Raw genomic sequence first — 21,526 nt, 5'->3', positions numbered from 1 at the left:
TATAACATCTTTCATAGACAGTCCTTACCTTTGTTTACCTGGCTCATACTCCATGTTTTGTATCCCCTAGCAATGTTAGACTTTCCTGCCACATAATGAACATTGTCATTTTTGAAACAATTCTATTTTTTACACTCTCATTTCATCTATCCGCCACCCAATTTATTTTACAATATAGAACAGAGTTTAGTATTTCAATCACTCCTCTCTCGTTTTGTGCTATACTAGATGTAGTGAAAACAAGGAGGTAACTATGATTAAACTAATCGCTCTTGACATGGACGGAACCCTCTTAAACGAGAATAAAGAGTTGATGCAGCCACAAATTGATGCTATTCATCAGGCTGTTGAAGCGGGCGTCAAGATTGTTCTTTGTACTGGTCGGCCCTTGGCTGGTGTTAAGCCTTTTGTAGAGCAGCTCGGCTTTGACACCGAGGAAGAATTTATCATTGTCAATAACGGCTGTTCAACCCATTCGACAAAGGATTGGAGCCTGATTGACTGGGAAGAACTATCTATCTCTGATATTGATTATCTTTCCACTTTTATTGAAAATGATGATGTGCAAATCTCTCTCTTTGACGAGGAAGATTACTTCGTTCTGGCAGAAAAAGCCAATGCACGTGTCAACCTAGATGCTGGTTTGGTAGGAATGATACCCCAGCCCATCGATTTGTCAGAAGCTAGATCTGGCAAACACCGTTTCTTTGAAGCCATGTTCGTCGGTGAAAAAGAGCATATTGATGCCTTTGAAAATCAACACAATCCTGTACTCAGCCAAGGCTATTCCACCGTTCGTTCACAGGACTATCTCTTGGAAATTTTGCCAAACGGTGCAAGCAAAGCCACGGGTTTGAAAAAATTGGCAGACCGCCTCGGTATCCTTCCTGAAGAAATCATGGCTATGGGAGATGCCAACAACGACCTGGAAATGATTGCATTTGCTGGACTTGGTATTGCCATGGGCAACGCTAACGAGCAGGTCAAGGCGATTGCTCAGGACATCACAGATACCAATGAAAACAACGGCGTTGCCAAAGCCATTGAAAAACATATTTTGAACAAATAAGGAGACACTATGAAATACCCAACACTCTTAGACCGCTTTTTAGTCTATGTTAAAGAAAACACCCGCTCTGACGAAAACTCAACAACTACTCCATCTACTTATAACCAAGTCGAGTTTGCACAGAATATCCTTCTGCCTGAAATGAAACGCATCGGCTTACAGAATGTCCACTACCTGCCAAATGGTTTTGCTGTGGGAACACTACCTGCCAACGACCCAAATTTGACGCGTAAGATTGGCTTCATCGCCCACATGGATACAGCGGATTTCAACGCAGAAGGTGTGAATCCTCAGATCATCGAAAACTACGACGGCAATCCCATTGCCTTGGGAACTTCTGGCTATGAATTGCATCCAAAAGACTTCCCACAACTTGCCAACTACCAGGGTCAAACACTGATTACTACAGACGGTACCACCTTGCTAGGCTCTGATGATAAGTCAGGAATTGCAGAAATCATGACAGCGATTGAATTCCTAGTCCAAAATCCTGACATCAAGCACTGCGAAATCCGTGTCGGCTTTGGTCCTGACGAAGAAATCGGTGTCGGTGCAGACAAGTTTGATGTGGAAGATTTTGATGTTGACTTTGCCTACACTATGGACGGTGGACCGCTGGGCGAACTCCAGTACGAAACCTTCTCAGCAGCGGGTGCTAAGATTGACTTCCTTGGACGCAATGTCCACCCAGGTTCAGCAAAAGACCAGATGATTAATGCCTTCCAGATGGCTATTGATTTCCACAATGCCCTTCCTGAAGCAGACCGTCCTGAAAAAACTGAAGGTTACGAAGGTTTCTTCCACTTGATGAACATGGAAGGAAGTGTCGATACTGCTTCTACCACCTACATCATCCGTGACTTTGAGGAAGCAGATTTCCAAGCCCGCAAACAACTCATGCTGGACATCGCTGAAAAGATGAATGCCAACTTTGACACTCCACGTGTCATTGTCAACCTGCATGACCAGTACTACAATATGAAAAAAATCATCGAAAAAGATATGACTCCAATTAACATTGCTAAGGACGTCATGGAAAATCTAGGTATCAAGCCACTGATTGAGCCTGTTCGCGGAGGAACAGACGGCTCTAAGATTTCCTTCATGGGCATTCCAACGCCAAATATCTTCGCAGGTGGCGAAAACATGCACGGTCGCTTCGAGTTTGTCAGCTTGCAAACCATGGAAAAAGCTGTTGATGTGATTTTAGGTATTGTAGCTTACAAATAAGAAAGAAAAGTAGGTTTTCTGAAAAAATCTACTTTTTTCGAAAATTGTCCGATATAACTATTGTATTATTGAACTAATACTGTTATAATAGAACCATCAAAAAGAAATGGAGTTTTATTATGACAGAAGAAACATTAGCACAGGGAATTCTCATTGGCATTTGGGGTACAACACTACTATTTTCATTTATTTGGTATATTCTTGTTGCTATTTCCAACTACATCCTCTTCAAAAAAGCAGGCTATGCTGGTTGGAAATCATTGATTCCAATCTACAATCTCTATATCCAACAATGCATCGCCTTCGGCTATGAAAAAAGATGGTTCATTCTATTCTTACTGATTCCACTAGCAGGACCATTATATGGCATCTATCTCGTTTACAATTTTGGTCGTAGCTTCGGTTTATCAGCTGTACAAGCTATCTTCTATGTTCTTCTTACACCTATCTTTAACCTCTACATCGCCTTTAATGATGGAAGTCGTTACCAAGGTCCACAAGAATTCTTTATTGATTAATGTACAATCAAGCCCCCGCACACGCGGAGGCTTTTTTAAACGAATAGAAAAATAAGAAGAACCATCATGACTAGGCTGACCAAAATAGATAAGGAGTTAACATTGGCAGGTTCAGCTGATCGACTACCTAACTTTAATGCATAAATTGGGGACATGACTGAAATCGGAGAAACGAGACAGACCAGCAACATGATTTTCATCGTTTTATCAATAGGTAGAAGAAAATAAATGACTCCTGCTATTAGAATATTCGCACCCAGCCTCAAAGAGAGAAGATAGGCCAATCGACTAATTTCTTGCCAATTCAATTTTAAATCAAGCAAGATTCCCAACATGAGCATGGCTAAAAAAGGATTGGCGTTACTGGCTATCGTCAGCGCAGAGATAAGTTCGCGTGGAAGTTTGATAGAGCAGACTGCTAACGATAGGCTAACTAGATAGACTACTAGTGGAACTGAGCGTGAAAGATTCTTTATAAAAGTTGCAACGGTCATTCTTTCCTGCTCTTCATCCACACCAGCTGCGATACTGTAATTCCCACCTAGAACCATGATTGCATTCCCCGCATCAAATACGATGACGCTTAGTAGACTAGATAGCGGAAAAAAAGCTTGCACAAATGGGAGTGTAAAGGTTCCGATATTATAGCCTGATAACTGCATAAGACCGACGGAAGTCTGTTGACCAGACTTCTTCGCTTCCCAGTATCCCACCATATCCAAAAAAAGATTACAAAGAATTCCTAATATGAAGGGAACGTATAAATCTATAGATACTTGGGCTGTCGCTGAAGCTACAAGGAGAGAAGCTGGTAGCGTAATATTCATCACTAAGCTAGAAAAGATTCTTGCATCTTCCCTTCGAACAATCCCTTTGACTTTTAATGTATAACCTAAACCGATAACAAAGATAAAACCGAGAGCACGGGCTAATAATTCAAGTTCATTCATGAAACTAGTATAGCATATAGAAAAGAATTTTGATGATATATAAAAATTTTATATAATCGCTTGATTTTACTAAATAATAGGTATATAATTTATATATAAAATAATTACATAAAGATAAAGAGGTGAGTTTATGTACTACCCCGTATCCTCTATCTTGATAGAATTTCTGGTATTAGCCATCGTGGAAAAGCAGGATTCCTACGGCTATGAAATCAGCCAAACCATCAAGATAGTTGCTGATATAAAGGAATCCACACTCTACCCTATTTTGAAAAAATTGGAAAAGGCTGGCTATGTCACCACCTATACCCAAGAATTTCAAGGGAGAAAGCGGAAATACTATACCATCACTCCTGCTGGACGTGAACACCTCCCCTTCCTGCAGGGTGAATGGAATAGCTACAAAGACCATATTGACGGAATTATAGAAGGGAGCTTACGAAAATGACACGCGCAGATTATTTGAACCAACTGGAACAAGCATTATTTCAACTTCATCCAAGTGCCAGACAGGAGGCTCTGGACTACTTCAATGAATATTTTGACGAAAAGGATAACGATGAGGAAGCTATTATAGAGCTAGGAACACCTGATGAAGCAGCAAAAGAAATCATTGCCAATCTACCTGAAGATGCCCTAATCACCGAGAAAGACCAAGCAAGTCTACATTCATCTAAACCATTTGATTTCAACTTTGATTTTGACTTTCAATTTGACTGGGAGAATTTTTTCAACAATTTCAAACATTCAGCCTATCAAGCTAGGGAAAGAATTGAATTGACGGCGAAGATTGTAGAATTACCTGATTTTTCAAATCTACAGATTATTCTCGAAGACCAAGCGCTTAGTGTGCAAAGCTATGAAGGTGATAAGGTAGTATTACACAATCCATTTTCTGAAGAAATGTCCTATCAGGCTTTTGACTATCAACTAGTTCAAGATAGTTTGTACCTATCTAGCAAGCCACTCCCAGACCACCTCTACTTTTCCAACCAGCAAACCAGCTCTGCTATTCTCAAAATCCCTAAAAGACTCCTGCCCCTTACTAGTCTCAATCTGAAAACGAGAGATAGTAGTCTGACGATGGCAGATGTGCAGGCGAGCGAACAGCTGGTCATCAATGCAGAAGATAGCAGCATCAGCATGACGAAAGTGAGCTGTCCAAGCTCTGCTCTACGGTTAGAAGACGCTACACTAACTATCTCAGATGGACAGATGAGCGAGTTAAAATTGGAAGCCAGCGATGCTGTTATCACTCTCTCAAGCATGAGCCTTTCAGATGCAAGGATAACATTAGAAGACTGTGTCTGGAAGTTGAAGGATTTTGTCCTTGAAAAGAGCCTTAACTGCCAGGCTGAAGATTCTGTCTTAACCTATAAACCAAGTACAGACATCAGTTTGGACATCTGGGAGGAAGATTCTAGCCTTAAACTTCCAAAAGATAAGGCGTTTACAATGATGAAAGAGGGTGACATCACTCATCTCAGCTATAGGCAAGAAAATAGCCCTGCTCAGTTGGTTATTCATTGTCATGACTGCCAGCTTAGCATAGGATAAAGGAGGTTCCCATGAAGCGCAAGGAATATTTACAGAAACTCGAAAAACATCTCAAACACCTGCCAAAAGAAGATTTTCAGGATACCTTAGACTATTTCAATGAGTTTTTCGATGAGAAAGAAAACGACGAGCAAGCCATTAAAGAATTAGGCAGTCCAAAAGAAGCAGCCCGTGAAATTCTAGCCAATCTATATGATAAAGAGAAGATTGAGGATAAGCCAAATACCCGCAATATGGTCTGGCTGACCATCCTCTCTATCCTTGCCGCACCAATCGGCATCCCCCTAGCCATCAGCTTGATTGCCCTCTTCATCACCCTTCTCCTGCTCATCTTCAGTGTCTTCCTACTTCTTATCTCACTCTGGATTGTCCTCCTCAGCCTGGCGATAGCCCAGCTACTCCTCGCCTTTGACCTCTTCACACTATCATGGTCTACCTCCCTGCTCTTCACAGGCCTGGCCCTCATCTGCTTGGCCCTCACTCTATTGGGTAGTAAATTCACTCTAGACCTTGGAAGCAAAACCTTCTTGCTTGTTTTACATTGGATACAAAGAAAAATCCGCAAAGGAGGCTACTATGAAACAGCTTAAACCATTTACGAAAATCAGTCTGAGCCTGCTAGGTCTTGGAGCCGTTCTAAGCCTCATTGGCTACCTGGCTGGCGGTTGGACAAATATGAAAACTGTTGCAGAAAACTATTTTCAGCCCCAAACAGCCAGTTTTAGTAACATTAGGGCTATAGAAGTTAATGAAAGACTGTCCATTATGCCCTCGCCTGACAACCAATTCCACCTCCACTACTATCGAAATCAGCATAAAGATATCGACCTCCTCAGTCACCAAGTCCAAGATGGAAAATTAACTATTTCTAGTGCTTTTCAAGGCATCGTTACTTATGATGGTTTACTCGAACCTATCTTACATCTTGTCAATGACCAGAATGTTGCCTACTACCAACCTGTCTTACAGGTCCCTAAAAATAGCACAATCGAAACACTCTCAGGGAGCATTCAAGGGGATGTCTATCTGGATAAAGTGACTATTCAAAATCTTGAACTCACTGCAGAAGATGGGGATATGTTGATTGAAAACAGTCAACTCAGCTTTGCTCATTTGTCACACCTCAATGGAGAAGTAGCAATCAATCAGTCCACATTAACAAGTCCAGCGGACATCACCGATACTACCGGAAGTATTCTAACTGTTGAGGATGGTGATTTTAAAGCAGAAAACCTAAAACTAGAGGGAAAGCATGGCATCAGTAATTACGATGGTTCAATCGACATTTCTCTTCATTCCAAAACAAAAACTGACATCCATATAGATGCCAGTCAAAATAATCTGGGAATTGACCTTCCAACCTATTCCAATCCCCAAGCCACTAATTACCTCTATATCTCTACACTAGATGGAGAACTGAATATTCAGTAATTGCAAAAAGCCCTCCTCACGGAAGGCTTTTTAACCTATTTAAACAACAAAATAGAAATTAATGCCAAGATAGCTGGTCCACCTTGGGTTAAGATGATTTTTGGACTAGAAGTCGCTGCTCCGTAGCCTGCTGCTCCAATAACAAACAAGACAAAAATAGTTGTCACTTCAAGGTTGCCTGTGAAAATTCCATAGATAAGGAAGACGGCCAACAAACCATTATAGATTCCCTGGTTTTTAAATAGGGTTGTCACAGACTTACGTTGTAATTCTTCCTTCTCCATATTGAATACGCGACTAGTAGAGCCTGAATGGGTCGCAAAGGTTTCCAAATACATGATATATAGGTGCTCAATAGCTACGATACTAGCTAGAATAGTGGTAAAAATAGACATAACGTCTCCTCTCAAAAAATTATATATATAGGTAGATTTTGCAAGCCAATCAACAGTTTATCAAGAGTGGCTAGGAATTGCTCGCTCTCCTCAACAGTTAGAATCTGATTCATCGAAGTTTTGATAGCTTGGTGGTGGGCAGAAGGATTCGTGATTAGCGCTTCCCTAGCCTGCTCAGTTGGCCAGACAAGTACTTCTCTCTGATTTTCAGGATTTCGCTTGCGAATGATATAGCCGCTCTCCTCCAACAATTTGAGATGACGCGTAACCGCTGCGCGGTCTATCTGAAGCCTCTCCTGCAAAGCCAACTGATGCAGGGGTGCATCTTTTAGTAATGTTTGCAATATTGAATAGCGTGTCAAACTGATTCCCAACTGCTTTTCAAAAAGATGGGAAATCGTCTCATCTGCCACTTTCAATCTGTATAACAAATCTTCCATTTCTTGCATTATCTACCTCTTTTGATTGATTAATCAATCATTGATAAGTCAATTATACTACAATCCGAACAATTTTCAACTATTTTGCCTATCTATTAAAAAAAATATATTGCCTACACCTATATTTTGTTATAATTAAGAAAATAACTAGCAGAGGGATGGGACTTACTTATGGAAAACACTCCTAGACTAAACTTGGTCATAGACGTGCTCATGCTCGCTGGTGCGATTTTGGCACAAAGCGGTGCAGAAATTCACCGAGTTGAAGATACCATGATTCGGATTGCACATTCACAAGGAATTGAACAGGCCAATGTCCTTGCCATCCCTGCTGCTATCTTTTTCTCCATCGACCATACGAATATTTCGCGTATGAAACGCATTGTCAATTCAAATTACGACATGCAGAAAGTTTGTGACGTCAACCAAATCTCCCGTTCCCTAGCCAATGAAGAAATCAGCCTAGAAGAAGCATGGAGCCAATTAAATGCAATCAAACAACAAAAGCCACCTTATAACAATATCCAAATAACCTTAGCTGCCGTAGTAGCCGCACCATTTTTTACCATCATGTTCGGAGGTTCTCTTTTAGATGCAGCAGGTGCTGTCCTCGCAACAGCTTTAGCTTTCCCTATCTCACTAATTGTCGATCGCTATATTGGCATTGATTTTGTCACCACCTTCGTTGGCGCCTTTGTCTTCTCACTCACCTCTTATTTATTAAGCGCAACCACTACTCTCCCCATTAATCCTAACCTGATTAATGCAGGGGCAGTCATGCCTTTTGTACCAGGGATTGCTTTTACAAATGCTGTAAGAGACCTCATGACCAATCATATCAATACAGGGATGACCAAATTTTTCCAAACAGCGCTTATTATCTTATCGCTCGGTGCAGGTACAACTGTGGCCTTTATGCTTGTGAGGTAATCTATGACACCAGTTCACTTCTTATTACAGGCACTCGCCTCTTATATCGCTATCGCAGCCTTCTTAATTGTTCTCAATGTTCAAAGAAAAATGCTGGTCCCTGGTGGACTCCTAGGCATGCTTGTTTGGCTTATTTATCTTTTACTATTGGAACCAACAAATGTCTTGATTGCTACCTTTTTCGCGGCAATTATCGGATCCTGTATCAGTCAAATCATGAGTATTTGGTTAAAAACACCCTCCGTCATCTTTTCATTGGCTATACTTGCACCGCTTGTTCCAGGCTATCGAGCCTACATGACCACGACTTATTTCGTTTCTGGAGACCACGCTCAAGCCCTAACCAATATCACTACCGTCTTAACTTTAGCCTTAGTCATTCCCATCGGTATGGCCAGCGGAACAATATTATTGCGCCTTTATAAGGTTCTTCGAACCGGCAAAAAAGCAGCCTAACCCCTTGAAAATAAGGGGCCTTTTTGTTAAAATGAAAACTTATCAAAGGAGATGCTATGAACCAAAACGTAACCAATCTAAAACTTGCTGAACGCGGTGCTTTGCTATCTATCGGTGCCTATATTATCTTATCAGGTATCAAACTCGTTGCAGGACAACTCTTTCATTCAGATGCCTTACGAGCAGATGCCTTCAATAATATTTCTGATATTATCGGTAATATCGCTGTACTTGTTGGACTAAAAATGGCACAGAAACCAGCTGATACCGATCATAAATTTGGACACTGGAAAATGGAAGACTTGGCAAGCTTGATTACATCCTTCATCATGTTTGTCGTTGGTTTCCAAGTACTCTATGATACCCTCCAAAAACTAATCAGCAATTCTTCTATCGAAGTAGACATTATGGGGGCCATTGTCGGAATTTTTTCTGCACTAGTTATGTTAGCTGTTTATTTATATAATAACCGCTTGGCAAAAAAAGTACGTTCCAAGGCCTTAGAAGCAGCTGCCAAGGATAATCTATCCGATGCAGTCACTTCCATAGGAACTTCTATCGCGATCTTTGCTGCGGCTTTCAACTTCCCTATTGTCGATAAAATTGCAGCCATCATCATTACCTTCTTTATCCTAAAAACTGCCTACGATATTTTTATGGAAAGCTTCTTTACACTATCTGATGGATTTGATGAAAACTTATTGAAAAAGTACGAGGAAGATATTCTCAAACTCCCAAAAATCGTTTCTGTCAAATCACAACGTGGTCGGACTTATGGAGCCAATATCTACCTTGATGTTGTTTTAGAAATGAATCCAGACTTATCCGTTTATGAAAGTCATGAAGTGACTGAGCAGGTTGAGCAACTCCTAACACTCAAACATGGAGTTTTTGATGTGGATATTCACGTAGAACCATCTGAAATTCCACACGATGAGATGTATGAGCATGTGTACGACAAACTCTTCCGTTTTGAAACAGAGATACAAGCACATGCTAATGGGTATGAAGAATTGATTGACGACCAGTATCTCTTAATTGATGCCAAAGGCCGCTATCGAAATAAAACTCAGATGCTTGTCGACCACCCCATCCAAACCACGTATTTATCCAATTACCAAATGACCTCCATTAGCCAAAAATCAAAATTAGTTACGTTTGAAATTGGTGATTATGTTCATACGTCACTTTGGCGCCGTCATGAAAATTGGACGGTTGTATTTCATCAAATATCCAAAAAAGCCTAGTCATTGCGACAAGGCTTTTCGTTTGGATACATAAAAAGAGCACATGGCTCTTTTGCTTTACCTACTAAGCACTGTCATTCAACCTTTATTTTTTCCAATATTATCTATGATTTTCGATAAAAGGAGAGGTAGTATAGCTATAAAAACTTGCCCTCTTTCTCCCCACACAAATAAAACGACTGCAAGAATAGCTGAAAAGATTGCTAAACCTATAGATATTAGACGATATATTTTCTTATTATTCATAGTACTACTCCTTTACTTCATAAATATTTTACAATAGATTTTAGTTGAAAGTGTAAAAGAAATCCCAATCATGATACTAGCAAAAATTATGATACTTATGACTATAAGTAACTGATTTACTGAACTAATCCAGTTAATAAAAATCATGCCGAAAGTCGTTTTCTGAAGACCATACACCAATCCCATAACTAACGATAGTACCAATATATTGACAATCGTATTTCCAAAAGCACCAAAGGCATATACGGAAGGAAGTAATAAGGCAACATACATAATTCCAAAGAATATTCCAAGCAAAGCCATAATAAAATGTAGATTAAGACTGTATTGATTAAACATGATATGGGCAGCAACACTTAAACTCAATACTATGGAACTTGCAAAAAAAATAAAAGAAATACAAAAGAGATACCGTGCTAAAATTACCTTAGATTTTGAAATTGGGAAGACTCCTACAAATTGATTCCAACCATTCTCACTATCTGATACCACAAAAGTTGTGGGAAGAGAAGCTAAACTTATTGGTAACACTATTAGTAAAAAAATTGTCCCCGATTCTCTTGCAAAGATTGTAATTAAGAATAAGGCTAAGCAGATAAGAATTCTATTGATTATCTTTACTTTATTTAAAATAAGTTGCGCATCTTTATATAGTAGTCCTTTCATTTATTTGTTCTCCTTTGACTAAAAATAGTAAAATTTCCCAAAGCGTTGCATAATGACTCTCGCCTTTATTCTTGTCAGATACAACCACTAAATATCGAACACTAGTACCCTCTTCTAATTTATAATAAATGTCTCCTTGCTGCATGTTATCCTTTATTTCTGTTTTAATCATAAATCGGTTCAGTAAACTTGCTCTATCTCCCTCTAGCAGAATCTCCCCGTTATGGATAAAAATAAAATAATCTGCTGCCTGTTCTAAGTCACTCAAAATATGTGAAGATAAAACTACGGTCATATTCTCTTTTTTAACACACTCTTCTAAAATAGATAAAATCTCTCGCCTAATAATAGGATCCAAGCCACTTGTGGCCTCATCTGCAATTAATAGTCTAGGGCGGTGAGCAAGAGCAGCCGCAAAATTAAGTTTTACCACCATCCCTCTGGAAAATTCTATAATCTGTTTTTGAGACGGTAAATTAAACTTTTGAATAAAAGTATAAAATAACTTTTCATCCCAACTAGGATAAATCATGCTCATCATTCTTTCAACTTGCTCCACAGAAAATGAAACTGGAAAAAAGTTTTGTTCTAAAATAACCCCTATTTTCGATTTAATGTCTTGTTCATGCTCTGGATAAGTTTGTTCAAAAATCCTTATACAATCCTTTTCAATCTGTAGTTGATTTAAAATCAAATTCAGTAAAGTAGATCTACCAGAGCCATTTTCACCAATCAGTCCAATAACCTTACCTTCTGGAATCTCTAAGTTACGGACTCGCAATTGAAAATTTCCATACTGCTTTGTTAAATTTTTTATATTAACTATTGATTTGGTACTCATGATAACACCTCATTTAAATTATAACATCATGTATAAAATCGTTAAGCCATTCCCTAGAAAAATAAGAATCGACAATAAAATATTAACTTTATTTGGTATAGTCGAATGAATTAGCTTTCAGACAAGGAACTGAGGCGCAGGCTATACTAAAGTATGGCAAGACGAAAGTGACGATGTATCAAAGATATAGTAGAGTGAATTAGAAATAGGACATGCCTAAGTTTGTCAATTTGAGAACTCTAAAGTTATTTTAGGAGTGGGTTATTAACACTATAACTCAAAATTGTCCTTTTCCTAATTCAAACTACTATAATTCAAATGACTATACCTTAAATTTGGTTTTTAAGAAAAAGAGCACATGGCTCTTTTTCTTATATTATTAGTTTTTTACTGCATCGGTTGCAACATCCTCACCAAACCATTTTTGGGAGATTTCTTGGAATTTACCTTCTTTATATAATTCAGCAAACGCCTTATTAATGTTTTCTACGAGCGTCGTATCTGATTTACGAGCACCGACTGCAAAGGCTTCATTTTCAAAACCTGCATCAATGATGTTGTAATCTGAGATAATTCCCTCTTGTTGCAAGTAATAATTTGCATACACACGGTCAATCAAAAGGCCATCAATACGATCGTTTTTCAAGTCAATCAAGGCTTCATTGAAGGTCGCATACTGACTTGCATCGTTATTTTGAACAATATCTTTCAAAATAGCTGGTTGTGATTCAAATACTGAATAACCAGATGAACCTGCTTGTGCACCTAAAATCTTATCCTTCATATCAGATACTTGGCTAATATTGGAAGATTTTTTGGTTACAAGAACTTGTTGGTTATCCATGTAGGGATTTGTGAAAAGAACTTTTTCCTTACGCTCATCTGTAATAGAATAACCATTCCAAATTAAATCAATATTCCCGTTATTCAATTCAGTTTCTTTCAAGTCCCAGTCAATTGGTTGCCATTTTACAGTAATTCCATATTTTTCAAAGACTGCATTAGCCAAGTCAATATCGAAACCTGTGTAAGAACCATCTGTCTGTTCAAATCCCATTGGGACAAAGGTCTTATCAAAGCCAATCGTAACGGATTTTTCAGACTCGTAGGCGGTCCAATTATCAGACTTAGTAGCCGAATCATTGGAGCCACAAGCAGCAAGAGTCAAAGAAGTTACAAGAGCAAGAGCTCCAAGCATCATTTTTTTAATATTCATCATCATATTTGTTCCTTTTCTTAGTGTTTCGGTTCAATTTTGATGATTTCATCTGCGATATTCTCAGCAAACTGCATATCATGGGTGACCACAATTTGCGTGATTCCAGTAGCCCTATTTTCAAGAATCAGTTTCTCAACTTCTTTTCTTAATTCAGGGTCTAGGGCCGAAGTTGGTTCATCATAGCCGATAATCTCAGGATCAATCATCATCGCACGCGCCAAGGCCACACGTTGTTTCTGTCCGCCCGATAATGAAAATGGGTAGGCAGTTGCGTGGTTAGCAAGTCCAAGAGTATCCAAGAGTTTAAGGGCCTTGTCTTCCGCCTCTGAACGCGACATATTTTGCGTTTTCATAGGAGAGAGAACCAAGTTTTCCAATACGGATAGGTGCGGGAAAAGCTGGAAGTCCTGGAAGACAAAGCCCAGCAAATGTCGTTTTCCCAACTCCTCTAACGGCAGTTCTTGACCATTATACATCAAAGTTCCTGAATCAATAGTCTCTAAACCAGCCAACATTCGTAAAAGAGTTGTCTTACCTCCACCAGATTGACCAACGATGGCAACAATTTTCCCTTCTGGAATGACCAAATCATAGTTGGAGAAAATCTGTTTATCTTCAAAGCGTTTTGACAAATTGCGTAACTCTAACATGACTTCCTCCTATCTATAATAATCAAATTTCTTTTCTACTTGTTTAGAAATCAGTGTTACCGCACCGATCATCAATAGGTAGATTGCACCTGCGATAAACATAGGTGCCAAGCTGGCATCACGATTGGCAGCAGTACGACTAGCCAACAACAAATCGCTAACCCCAAGTGCATAGACCAAAGAAGTATCCTTTACCAAAGTCATGACTTCATTGAAAACACTTGGCAGGACAATTTTCACAACCTGCGGTAAGACAATGTAGCGAATGGTCTGAACAGGGGTAAATTTCAATACCTTAGCAGCTTCGTACTGACCTTTTGGAATAGCTTCAATACCACCACGGAAAATTTCAGAGAAATAGGCCGCATAGTTGAGCGTAAAGGCCAGAATTACAGCAGGCATTCGGTCAAATGTAATACCCACACTTGGTAAAACGTAATAAACAAAAATTAATTGTAAAAGCAAGGGGGTTCCTCGCATAATTAATACATAGAAATGCAATAACCATTGTAAGGGTTTAAATTTAATCTGCATTAAAAAAGCGAAAACAGCTCCTAATGGCAAGGATAATATCAATACTAGAAAAAATACTTGCAAGGAGACTGCAGCACCATTTAGTAGACTGGGCAGAACTTCCAAAACATAATCCATAGAATTCTCCTAAAAGAGTGATTAGGTAATAGTATATCAGAAAATATCTTGTATTTCAAAGGATTTTTCAGAATTTTTATAAAATTTAATGCAATTTCCGAATATTTTTCTGAAAAAACGGATTTGGCTACCCAAATCCGTTCATATTTATTCAACTGTTACAGATTTCGCCAAGTTACGTGGTTTATCAACATCCAAACCGCGTTGCAATGTCGCATAGTAAGCAATCAACTGTGTCGGAACCACCATAGCAATCGCTGACAAGAATGGATGAACAGTTGTAACAGTGATGTCATCTTCTTCCTTAGCTACTGCTTCATCTACAATTGTCAAGACATTGGCACCACGCGCCACCACTTCCTGAATATTTCCTCGAGTATGGCTTGCAAGGTGTGGATGGTTTGAAATCAAGGCCAAGACAGGAACACCGTCTTCAATCAATGAAATGGTACCGTGTTTCAATTCACCGGCCGCAAAGCCTTCACATTGGATGTATGAAATCTCTTTCAATTTCAAACTTGCTTCCATAGAAACGTAGTAGTCACTGCCACGACCGATATAGAATGCGTTGCGAGTGGTTGATAAGAGTTTTTCAACTTTTTCAGCAATCACTTCTTTTTCTGACAAGCTGGCCTCGATAGATTGAGCTACGATGGACAATTCATGCACCAAGTCAAATTCTTTCGCGTAGGCATTGCCATTTGCATCACCGACAGCCTTAGCCAAGATTGCCAAAGTCGCAATCTGTGCAGTGTAAGCTTTTGTAGAAGCTACCGCAATTTCTGGTCCTGCATGGAGCAACATGGTGTAAGTTGCCTCACGTGATAGGGTCGAACCAGGAACGTTGGTTACAGTCAAACTTGGAATGCCCATTTCATTAGCTTTAACCAATACTTGACGGCTGTCAGCAGTTTCACCTGACTGGCTAATCATGACAAAGAGTGGCTTTTTGCTCAAAAGTGGCATATTGTAGCCCCACTCAGATGAAATTCCCAACTCTACTGGTGTATCTGTCAATTTTTCCAAGAAGTCTTTTGAGGCAAATCCTGCGTGATAGGAAGTTCCAGCAGCCAAGATATAGATACGGTCAGCTTCTTGTACTGCCTTAATAATATCCGCGTCAACTGTTACCTGACCAGTTTCATTTGTATAGGCGCTAATCAATTTACGCATAACAGTTGGCTGCTCATCAATTTCCTTGAGCATGTAGTATGGATAAGTTCCCTTACCAATATCTGACAAATCAAGCTCAGCTGTATAGCTGCCACGTTCAATCTCATTTCCATCATAGTCCATGACTTCAACACTATCTTTTTTCACGATAACCAATTCCTTATCGTGAATTTCCATGTATTCACTTGTCTCACGAATCATAGCCATGGCATCTGAGCAGACCATGTTATAGCCATCACCAAGACCAATCAAAAGTGGAGATTTATTTTTGGCAACATAGATTGTATCTGCATCCGTAGCATCAATCAAGGCAAAGGCATATGAACCTTGGATAATCTTCAATGCTTTTTTGAAGGCTTCTAGAGTTGACAAACCTTCTTCTGCAAATTGACCAATCAAGTGTACAGCAATTTCTGTATCTGTCTGCCCTTTCAAGTCATGACCTACAAGATACTCTTCCTTGATTTCTGCGTAGTTTTCAATCACACCGTTGTGAACTAGGATATGTCCAGCAGTTTGAGAAGTGTGAGGGTGAGCATTGTTCTCAGTTGGTTTACCATGAGTTGCCCAGCGAGTATGACCGATTCCTGTTGTTCCTTCGGTCTTATCACCAACTTTTGCAGACAATTCTGCAATGCGACCTACTGCTTTTACCAAGTGAGCCTGCTCACCACCCGTCACAAAAATACCTGCTGAATCATAACCACGGTATTCTAATTTTTCAAGTCCTTGAATCAAAATATCAGTTGCGTTTGTATTTCCTACAACACCAACGATTCCACACATACATATCACCTACGATGTTTGTTAACATCGGCTTTCATTTCTTTAAAAATTGGTCTAGTCTAATTTATATCTAAAAAGACCAGTGAAATCAGTATATAACAAGTTTTTATCCTTGTCAACATTTTAATTGGTCTAGTCTAATTTCAAAATACAGTTCCAGTCATCTCAACACAATAAAAAAGCTGATTCTACTGAACCAGCCCTGTCTTAATAAAACCAAATTCTGAAAGTGGACTAATCCGAAAAGTCAGTCTACCAACAATATCCTCACTAGAAATCAAACCAAAACTACGACTATCCTGTTGATTCGTTCGTACATCATTCAACACCAAATAGTGCCCCTCTGGAATGACGTTGTACTTTCCATTTGTCAAGGTTTCCAATGTAAAGTCATCTGTATAACTTTCTTGTGAATGAGGTGTTTTTAAATAGTTCTCTGTAACGATAATATCATTACGATAGAGAACATCGTCCATATAGGTAACCGTCTCGTTTTCCAAGGCAATCACACGACTTACATACTCTTTTCCCTCATGGTTATACAAAATAAAATCTCCATGAATCGGGCGGACATTTCGCACCGTCATGATAAAGTCATTTTCCTTCAAATAACTATTTGCCATCTCAGGGGTAATCGTGACCGGCTCAAGTAACCAAAATCGTAGGCCAATGATTCCCAAAATCAATAAGACCAATAAACTGATTTGTTTTATTAAATCTCTTTTTACCATAATCTCTCCATTTCACTAGTATTATACCACAATTTAGAGCCATTAGTGTCTGAGATGCTGGTAAATCTCTTCAGCAATAACTTGATTTCCTAGCGGTGTCAAATGAAGACCATCGCTATAGTATTCAAGATGTCCCTCCGTCACAGTGTAAAGGTTAATAACTGGTAAACCAAGTTCGTTTCCGATAGCTGGGATAATTTTTTGTAATTCATCTTCAATAATTTGATTATTCAATCCAAAACGACTGGTTGGTACGTAAGGTGGGATGACTAAATAAACATCCGGCTGGCTTGGTAAATCCATATACTGCTCTGCCATTTCCCTATACTCTCGAATAAACCTCTCCCTATTCCAATATGGTCCTCGGCTATCGTTACTACCAATCATGATGATGACAATATCTGCTTCACTCTCAAGTGAAAGTTGGGCATTCTTCTCTTTAAAGTAAGGAAAATCTGCAGTTGACTGAAGTGAACGCCCACTCAATCCATAATTTGAAACTTGATAGTGATGCCCAAGTTTCTCAGCTAGAATACAAGGATAGGCATCTTTTTCACGATTCTCCAAGCCATATCCATAAGTCAAACTATCTCCGACTGTTGCAACTTTTACGGCCCCACTTCCAACGGTTAGGACCTCAGGATACATTATATCTGACACACGAACTCCTCAATTTTTCTTATTTTCCATTGTATCATGTTAAAAAAATAAATAAACTTCTAAATTTGTGATATAATTAACTTATGAAAAAACAAGTTATTATTATAGGCGGAGGAATTGTTGGCTCTACTGCAGCCTTTTATCTCTCCCAAGAAGAACAAGTCAATCTTACTCTCATTGATTCAGGTGTCGGAACAGCCACACGAGCTGCCGCAGGTATCATCTGCCCATGGATGGCTCAGAAAAAAAATAAAGACTGGTATAAGCTGACTTCCGATGGCGCTGTTTTCTACCGTCAATTGGTAGCCGATTTGGAAAAATCGGGTGCTACTGAAATTCCATTCAAACAGACTGGAACCATCGGCCTAAAAAGTAAGCCTGAACTACTTGATAAAATCCAAAAAATTGCCGAGGAACGTCGCGTAGATACTCCGACTATTGGCGAAATTACTCCGCTTATAGGCTCGGAAATTAACCAGTACCTACCACTACTTAAACCAGACTATTTTGGTATCCATTTAGAAGGTGGCGGTCGTATTGATGGTGGGCGTTTGATTGATATTCTTCAGGAACAATTTTTGAAAAATGGCGGTACACGTATCTACGGACAAGCAAAACTGCTCGACAACCATACTGTCGAAGTAGATAATCAAGTGCTTACTGCTGACCATATTATCTTAGCCACAGGAGCCTGGTTGCCACATATTCTTGAACCTCTTGGTTATCAAGTGGATGTTCGACCACAAAAAGGACAATTGTTCGAATTAGATACAGAATTCGATACCGACAATTGGCCAGTTTGTATGCCTTACGGAGAGATTGACATCCTACCATTTGAAAATGGAAAAATCATTATTGGTGCAACTCATGAAGATGATATGGGCTACGATTTAGAACTAGACCCTGAAAAAATCCAAGCCATGCATGATAAAATAGCCGAATTCATGCCTGATTTGGCAAACTATCCTGTAGCCAGAACTCGCATTGGAACGCGCGCCTATACTTCAACTTATTCACCATTCTACGGAAATATTGAGGATATGCCTAATGTCTGGGTAGCTAGTGGTCTAGGCTCCACCGGTCTGACAAATGGCCCAATTATCGGTTGGCAAATTGCTAAAGAAATTCTCAACCAAGAAACAAACTTTGACCGTACACCATATTCTCCAAATAGATATATTCTCAAAAAATAAGATACGATACGTTTAGATTCTACTAACTCTTTAAATGTAGATACTAAGACTAGTTGTTATCTAACCAATAAATAAATCATGACCACCCGTCAAACGGGTGGTTTGAACAAGGGCTATAAGCCCACATCACCAGCCAGCGCCCAAAGACGCTGGCTTTCACTTTGTTCAAGCCTCACTGCTTTTGACTCGTCACTAGCCTCTTAAAGAGGCATTCGTACTACTTGCCATTATCCCTAAAGGGATCTTCATACTCTTTTACACTTAACTTATCAAGTGCTATATCATGTTTAACTCGCTTTCTAGATTTTAAGCTCGTGAAGAAATCATCCACTGGATAATTTCTTTATTCTTGTATATATTTCTTAATTGTGGCTTCATTAAGTCCAACTTACACTCTTCAACAATTCCCCAAATTGTTGAAGCTCTCTGCCCAGAAATGACGATTACCAAATTTATAGAGAGATTGGCGTGTTTATCAAACATCATTAGAGCACTCTTACCTTTTAAATATCCCATAAAACTTGATACACTTAATCGCGGAGGAATACTGACTAACATATGAACATGATCCGGCATCAGATGTCCTTCGATAATTTCAACACCTTTATAAGTACACAAACGTCGAAATATTTCTCCCAAACTACTTCGATATTGATTATAGATGATTTTTCGTCTATACTTAGGTGTGAAGACAATGTGGTAGAACACAACCACTTTGTATGTGATAAACTATGTTCCTGAGTGCCTTACTTTTCTCCTTTCGCTTTACAATTGGCTTGAACACCTTTATTGTATCGCGTTTGGAGTTTTTTTGGTATAACCTTCGTCGCGCACCCGCATAGCGGGTGGTTTATTGTCACGCACCTTACGGAGCGTGACGGACTAAAAGTCACATAATCACGACAAAAAGGTCCAAAAGGACCTTTTTGATTATTTTACTGTACGAACACGCATAGTGTTTGTTGAACCTGCAACACCTACAGGCACACCAGCAACGATAACAATATCATCTCCTGCTTCAACAAGACCTTGTTCTTTGGCAATGCGTTCAGCCAAATCAAACATATCGTCAGTTGAATCTGGACGGTTTGTTACAACCGGGATAACACCCCAGTTAAGCATCAATGATTTTTGTACTTTCTCAGTAAATGTTACTGCCAAGATGTCAGCATCTGGACGGTATTTAGAGATTGAACGAGCTGAGTAACCAGTTTCAGTAACTGTTACAACCAACTTGATGTTCATTGAGTGACAAGCATCTTTTACTGCAGATGCAATAACTTCTGTTTTAGATGCACGGTTAAAGTGATCAGAGTTCAAACGACCGTATTCGTTAAGAAGAGTTTGTGCGTTTTTAGCAATAGTTGCCATTGTACGAACTGATTCAACTGGATATTTACCGTTTGCAGACTCACCTGAAAGCATTGTTGCGTCAGTACCGTCGATAACTGCGTTGAATACGTCAGATACTTCAGAACGAGTTGCACGTGGTTTTTCAGTCATTGTTTCCAACATGTTTGTTGCTGTGATAACTGCTTTACCAGCTGCATTCACTTTAGTGATAATCATTTTTTGGTAAACTGGAACCATTTCGAATGGTACTTCGATACCCATGTCACCACGAGCAATCATGATACCATCTGAAGCTTCAATGATTTCATCAATATTGTCGATACCTTGTTGGTTTTCGATTTTTGAGAACAATTGAACGTGCTCATTACCAGTTTCTTTAAGAATGTTACGAACTTCTTCAACATCTTTTGCTGAACGAACGAATGAAATTGCGATGAAGTTCAAACCTTGTTCCAAACCGAAACGGATATCAGCGTTGTCGCGGTCAGCAAGAGCTGGGAAAGGAATTTTTGTATAAGGAATGTTTACACCTTTTTGTTTAGCGATAACACCGTCGTTTTCAACTTCAACAACAAATTCACGTTTTTCAGCATCTTTTTCGATGACTTTAAGACCTAGTTTACCATCGTCAACAAGAACTTGTTTACCAACTTCAACATCGTCAAATACATCCAAACCACCAGCAACGTTCAATGCAATAACATCGCGAGTTGACTTAATGCCTTGTTTAGTTGCTACGCGGATTTTTTCACCAGTTGTGTATGAAAACTCTTTTGCATCACCTTCAAACAATTCTGTACGGATTTCTGGACCTTTTGTATCCAACAAGAAACCAACTTTTTTACCAGCAATTTCTTCCGCACGGCGCACAGTTGCCATACGCTCACCTTGTTCTTGGTGGTCACCGTGTGAGAAGTTGAAACGGAATACGTTTGCACCTTCGGTAATCAATTGAGCAATTTTCTGTGCTGATGCTTCTACATCAAGGCTTTCACCCCAGTAACCATCATCACCGAATTTTTTTCCACCACGGATTTCTACCGCAGGACCAAGGGTTGCAACGATTTTTACACGTTTATTCATCTTAACAAAACTCCTTTTTATTTAATGGTCTTATGACCCTTAATAACACTT

At 39.3% G+C, this 21,526-nt stretch carries 24 protein-coding genes and 1 pseudogene; 11 read left to right on the top strand and 14 right to left on the bottom strand.

Annotation, left to right across the window (positions count from 1 at the left end):
- Positions 1–253: 253 nt before the first annotated feature.
- The 3 genes from SST111_RS07360 to SST111_RS07350 all read left to right on the top strand — a co-directional run bounded on the left by SST111_RS07360 (position 254) and on the right by SST111_RS07350 (position 2,817).
- The gene (locus tag SST111_RS07360; RefSeq protein WP_099810504.1) at positions 254–1,069 is read left to right on the top strand and encodes a Cof-type HAD-IIB family hydrolase; all 816 of its coding nucleotides are present in this window, start codon (positions 254–256) and stop codon (positions 1,067–1,069) included.
- 9 nt (positions 1,070–1,078) lie between these two features.
- A complete protein-coding gene (gene pepT / locus SST111_RS07355) occupies positions 1,079–2,299 on the top strand; it encodes a peptidase T (RefSeq protein ID WP_099810503.1) in 1,221 nt (406 codons plus the stop codon).
- Positions 2,300–2,418: 119 nt separating this feature from the next.
- The gene (locus tag SST111_RS07350; protein ID WP_002940890.1) at positions 2,419–2,817 is read left to right on the top strand and encodes a DUF5684 domain-containing protein; all 399 of its coding nucleotides are present in this window, start codon (positions 2,419–2,421) and stop codon (positions 2,815–2,817) included.
- Positions 2,818–2,852: 35 nt separating this feature from the next.
- Here SST111_RS07350 and SST111_RS07345 read toward each other — a convergent pair whose 3' ends face one another.
- Positions 2,853–3,767 (bottom strand): AEC family transporter, encoded by a 915-nt coding sequence (locus SST111_RS07345; RefSeq protein ID WP_024388988.1) that lies wholly within the window; start codon positions 3,765–3,767, stop codon positions 2,853–2,855.
- Between the two features lie 130 nt (positions 3,768–3,897).
- On the opposite strand from SST111_RS07345, the gene SST111_RS07340 reads away from it, so the two are divergent.
- From SST111_RS07340 to SST111_RS07325, 4 genes are read left to right on the top strand one after another with little or no spacing between them, the layout of a single operon-like run.
- Positions 3,898–4,215: a PadR family transcriptional regulator gene (locus tag SST111_RS07340; RefSeq protein WP_002937690.1), complete on the top strand. Its 318-nt coding sequence runs from the start codon at positions 3,898–3,900 to the stop codon at positions 4,213–4,215.
- The gene (locus tag SST111_RS07335) at positions 4,212–5,324 is read left to right on the top strand and encodes a DUF4097 family beta strand repeat-containing protein (protein WP_099810502.1); all 1,113 of its coding nucleotides are present in this window, start codon (positions 4,212–4,214) and stop codon (positions 5,322–5,324) included. Before SST111_RS07340 ends, SST111_RS07335 begins: the two co-directional genes overlap by 4 nt.
- Before the next feature lie 11 nt (positions 5,325–5,335).
- Positions 5,336–5,914, top strand: coding sequence for a DUF1700 domain-containing protein (locus SST111_RS07330; RefSeq protein ID WP_099810501.1), 579 nt, complete (start codon positions 5,336–5,338; stop codon positions 5,912–5,914).
- Entirely contained in the window at positions 5,901–6,755 is an 855-nt protein-coding gene (locus SST111_RS07325; protein ID WP_099810500.1) for a DUF4097 family beta strand repeat-containing protein, read from the top strand. Before SST111_RS07330 ends, SST111_RS07325 begins: the two co-directional genes overlap by 14 nt.
- A 35-nt stretch (positions 6,756–6,790) precedes the next feature.
- On the opposite strand, the gene SST111_RS07320 is transcribed toward SST111_RS07325, so the two are convergent.
- Together SST111_RS07320 and SST111_RS07315 are read right to left on the bottom strand one after the other, a co-directional pair.
- Positions 6,791–7,150, bottom strand: coding sequence for a DUF1304 domain-containing protein (locus SST111_RS07320; protein ID WP_002940920.1), 360 nt, complete (start codon positions 7,148–7,150; stop codon positions 6,791–6,793).
- Positions 7,151–7,161: 11 nt separating this feature from the next.
- Positions 7,162–7,599: a MarR family winged helix-turn-helix transcriptional regulator gene (locus tag SST111_RS07315; protein ID WP_099810499.1), complete on the bottom strand. Its 438-nt coding sequence runs from the start codon at positions 7,597–7,599 to the stop codon at positions 7,162–7,164.
- Between the two features lie 162 nt (positions 7,600–7,761).
- Here SST111_RS07315 and SST111_RS07310 point away from each other — a divergent pair, with 162 nt between their 5' ends.
- From SST111_RS07310 to SST111_RS07300, 3 genes are read left to right on the top strand one after another with little or no spacing between them, the layout of a single operon-like run.
- Positions 7,762–8,520 carry a threonine/serine exporter family protein gene (locus tag SST111_RS07310; protein ID WP_029175378.1) on the top strand — a complete coding sequence of 253 codons (759 nt, stop codon included), beginning with the start codon at positions 7,762–7,764 and terminating at the stop codon, positions 8,518–8,520.
- 3 nt (positions 8,521–8,523) lie between these two features.
- Positions 8,524–8,976 (top strand): threonine/serine exporter family protein, encoded by a 453-nt coding sequence (locus SST111_RS07305; protein WP_024375655.1) that lies wholly within the window; start codon positions 8,524–8,526, stop codon positions 8,974–8,976.
- Positions 8,977–9,032: 56 nt separating this feature from the next.
- Positions 9,033–10,223, top strand: a complete 1,191-nt coding sequence (locus tag SST111_RS07300; RefSeq protein ID WP_044767933.1) for a cation diffusion facilitator family transporter — start codon at positions 9,033–9,035, stop codon at positions 10,221–10,223.
- Between the two features lie 78 nt (positions 10,224–10,301).
- Here the strand turns inward: SST111_RS07300 and SST111_RS12210 are convergent, their stop codons facing one another.
- The 9 genes from SST111_RS12210 to SST111_RS07260 all read right to left on the bottom strand — a co-directional run bounded on the left by SST111_RS12210 (position 10,302) and on the right by SST111_RS07260 (position 17,846).
- Positions 10,302–10,469, bottom strand: coding sequence for a hypothetical protein (locus tag SST111_RS12210; RefSeq protein ID WP_153309255.1), 168 nt, complete (start codon positions 10,467–10,469; stop codon positions 10,302–10,304).
- 12 nt (positions 10,470–10,481) lie between these two features.
- Positions 10,482–11,135 (bottom strand): ABC-2 transporter permease, encoded by a 654-nt coding sequence (locus SST111_RS07295; RefSeq protein WP_024399010.1) that lies wholly within the window; start codon positions 11,133–11,135, stop codon positions 10,482–10,484.
- Complete coding sequence (locus SST111_RS07290; RefSeq protein ID WP_099810498.1) at positions 11,116–11,976, bottom strand: ATP-binding cassette domain-containing protein; 861 nt, start codon at positions 11,974–11,976, stop codon at positions 11,116–11,118. The genes SST111_RS07295 and SST111_RS07290 overlap by 20 nt, the downstream gene beginning before the upstream one ends.
- Positions 11,977–12,355: 379 nt before the next feature.
- A complete protein-coding gene (locus SST111_RS07285; RefSeq protein WP_024375821.1) occupies positions 12,356–13,186 on the bottom strand; it encodes an amino acid ABC transporter substrate-binding protein in 831 nt (276 codons plus the stop codon).
- 26 nt (positions 13,187–13,212) lie between these two features.
- Positions 13,213–13,845: an amino acid ABC transporter ATP-binding protein gene (locus SST111_RS07280; RefSeq protein WP_009909533.1), complete on the bottom strand. Its 633-nt coding sequence runs from the start codon at positions 13,843–13,845 to the stop codon at positions 13,213–13,215.
- Between the two features lie 9 nt (positions 13,846–13,854).
- Entirely contained in the window at positions 13,855–14,496 is a 642-nt protein-coding gene (locus SST111_RS07275) for an amino acid ABC transporter permease (RefSeq protein WP_002940990.1), read from the bottom strand.
- Positions 14,497–14,643: 147 nt separating this feature from the next.
- The gene (gene glmS, locus SST111_RS07270) at positions 14,644–16,455 is read right to left on the bottom strand and encodes a glutamine--fructose-6-phosphate transaminase (isomerizing) (RefSeq protein ID WP_099810497.1); all 1,812 of its coding nucleotides are present in this window, start codon (positions 16,453–16,455) and stop codon (positions 14,644–14,646) included.
- A gap of 188 nt (positions 16,456–16,643) precedes the next feature.
- A complete protein-coding gene (lepB, locus tag SST111_RS07265; protein ID WP_024376400.1) occupies positions 16,644–17,186 on the bottom strand; it encodes a signal peptidase I in 543 nt (180 codons plus the stop codon).
- A 42-nt stretch (positions 17,187–17,228) separates the two neighbouring features.
- Complete coding sequence (locus SST111_RS07260; RefSeq protein WP_002935518.1) at positions 17,229–17,846, bottom strand: GDSL-type esterase/lipase family protein; 618 nt, start codon at positions 17,844–17,846, stop codon at positions 17,229–17,231.
- An 83-nt stretch (positions 17,847–17,929) separates the two neighbouring features.
- Here SST111_RS07260 and SST111_RS07255 point away from each other — a divergent pair, with 83 nt between their 5' ends.
- The gene (locus SST111_RS07255; RefSeq protein ID WP_014638276.1) at positions 17,930–19,039 is read left to right on the top strand and encodes an NAD(P)/FAD-dependent oxidoreductase; all 1,110 of its coding nucleotides are present in this window, start codon (positions 17,930–17,932) and stop codon (positions 19,037–19,039) included.
- A gap of 217 nt (positions 19,040–19,256) precedes the next feature.
- Here SST111_RS07255 and tnpA read toward each other — a convergent pair.
- Both tnpA and pyk read right to left on the bottom strand, forming a co-directional pair.
- Positions 19,257–19,749 (bottom strand): annotated as a pseudogene (gene tnpA / locus SST111_RS07245) (IS200/IS605 family transposase).
- 220 nt (positions 19,750–19,969) lie between these two features.
- On the bottom strand, positions 19,970–21,475 hold the full coding sequence (pyk, locus tag SST111_RS07240) for a pyruvate kinase (RefSeq protein ID WP_024379423.1): 1,506 nt from the start codon (positions 21,473–21,475) through the stop codon (positions 19,970–19,972).
- Positions 21,476–21,526: the final 51 nt, after the last annotated feature.

Source organism: Streptococcus suis YS161, assembly GCF_002760245.1.
GTDB classification, from domain to species: Bacteria; Bacillota; Bacilli; order Lactobacillales; family Streptococcaceae; genus Streptococcus; species Streptococcus suis_I.
This window is presented reverse-complemented; position numbering and strand designations above follow the sequence as displayed.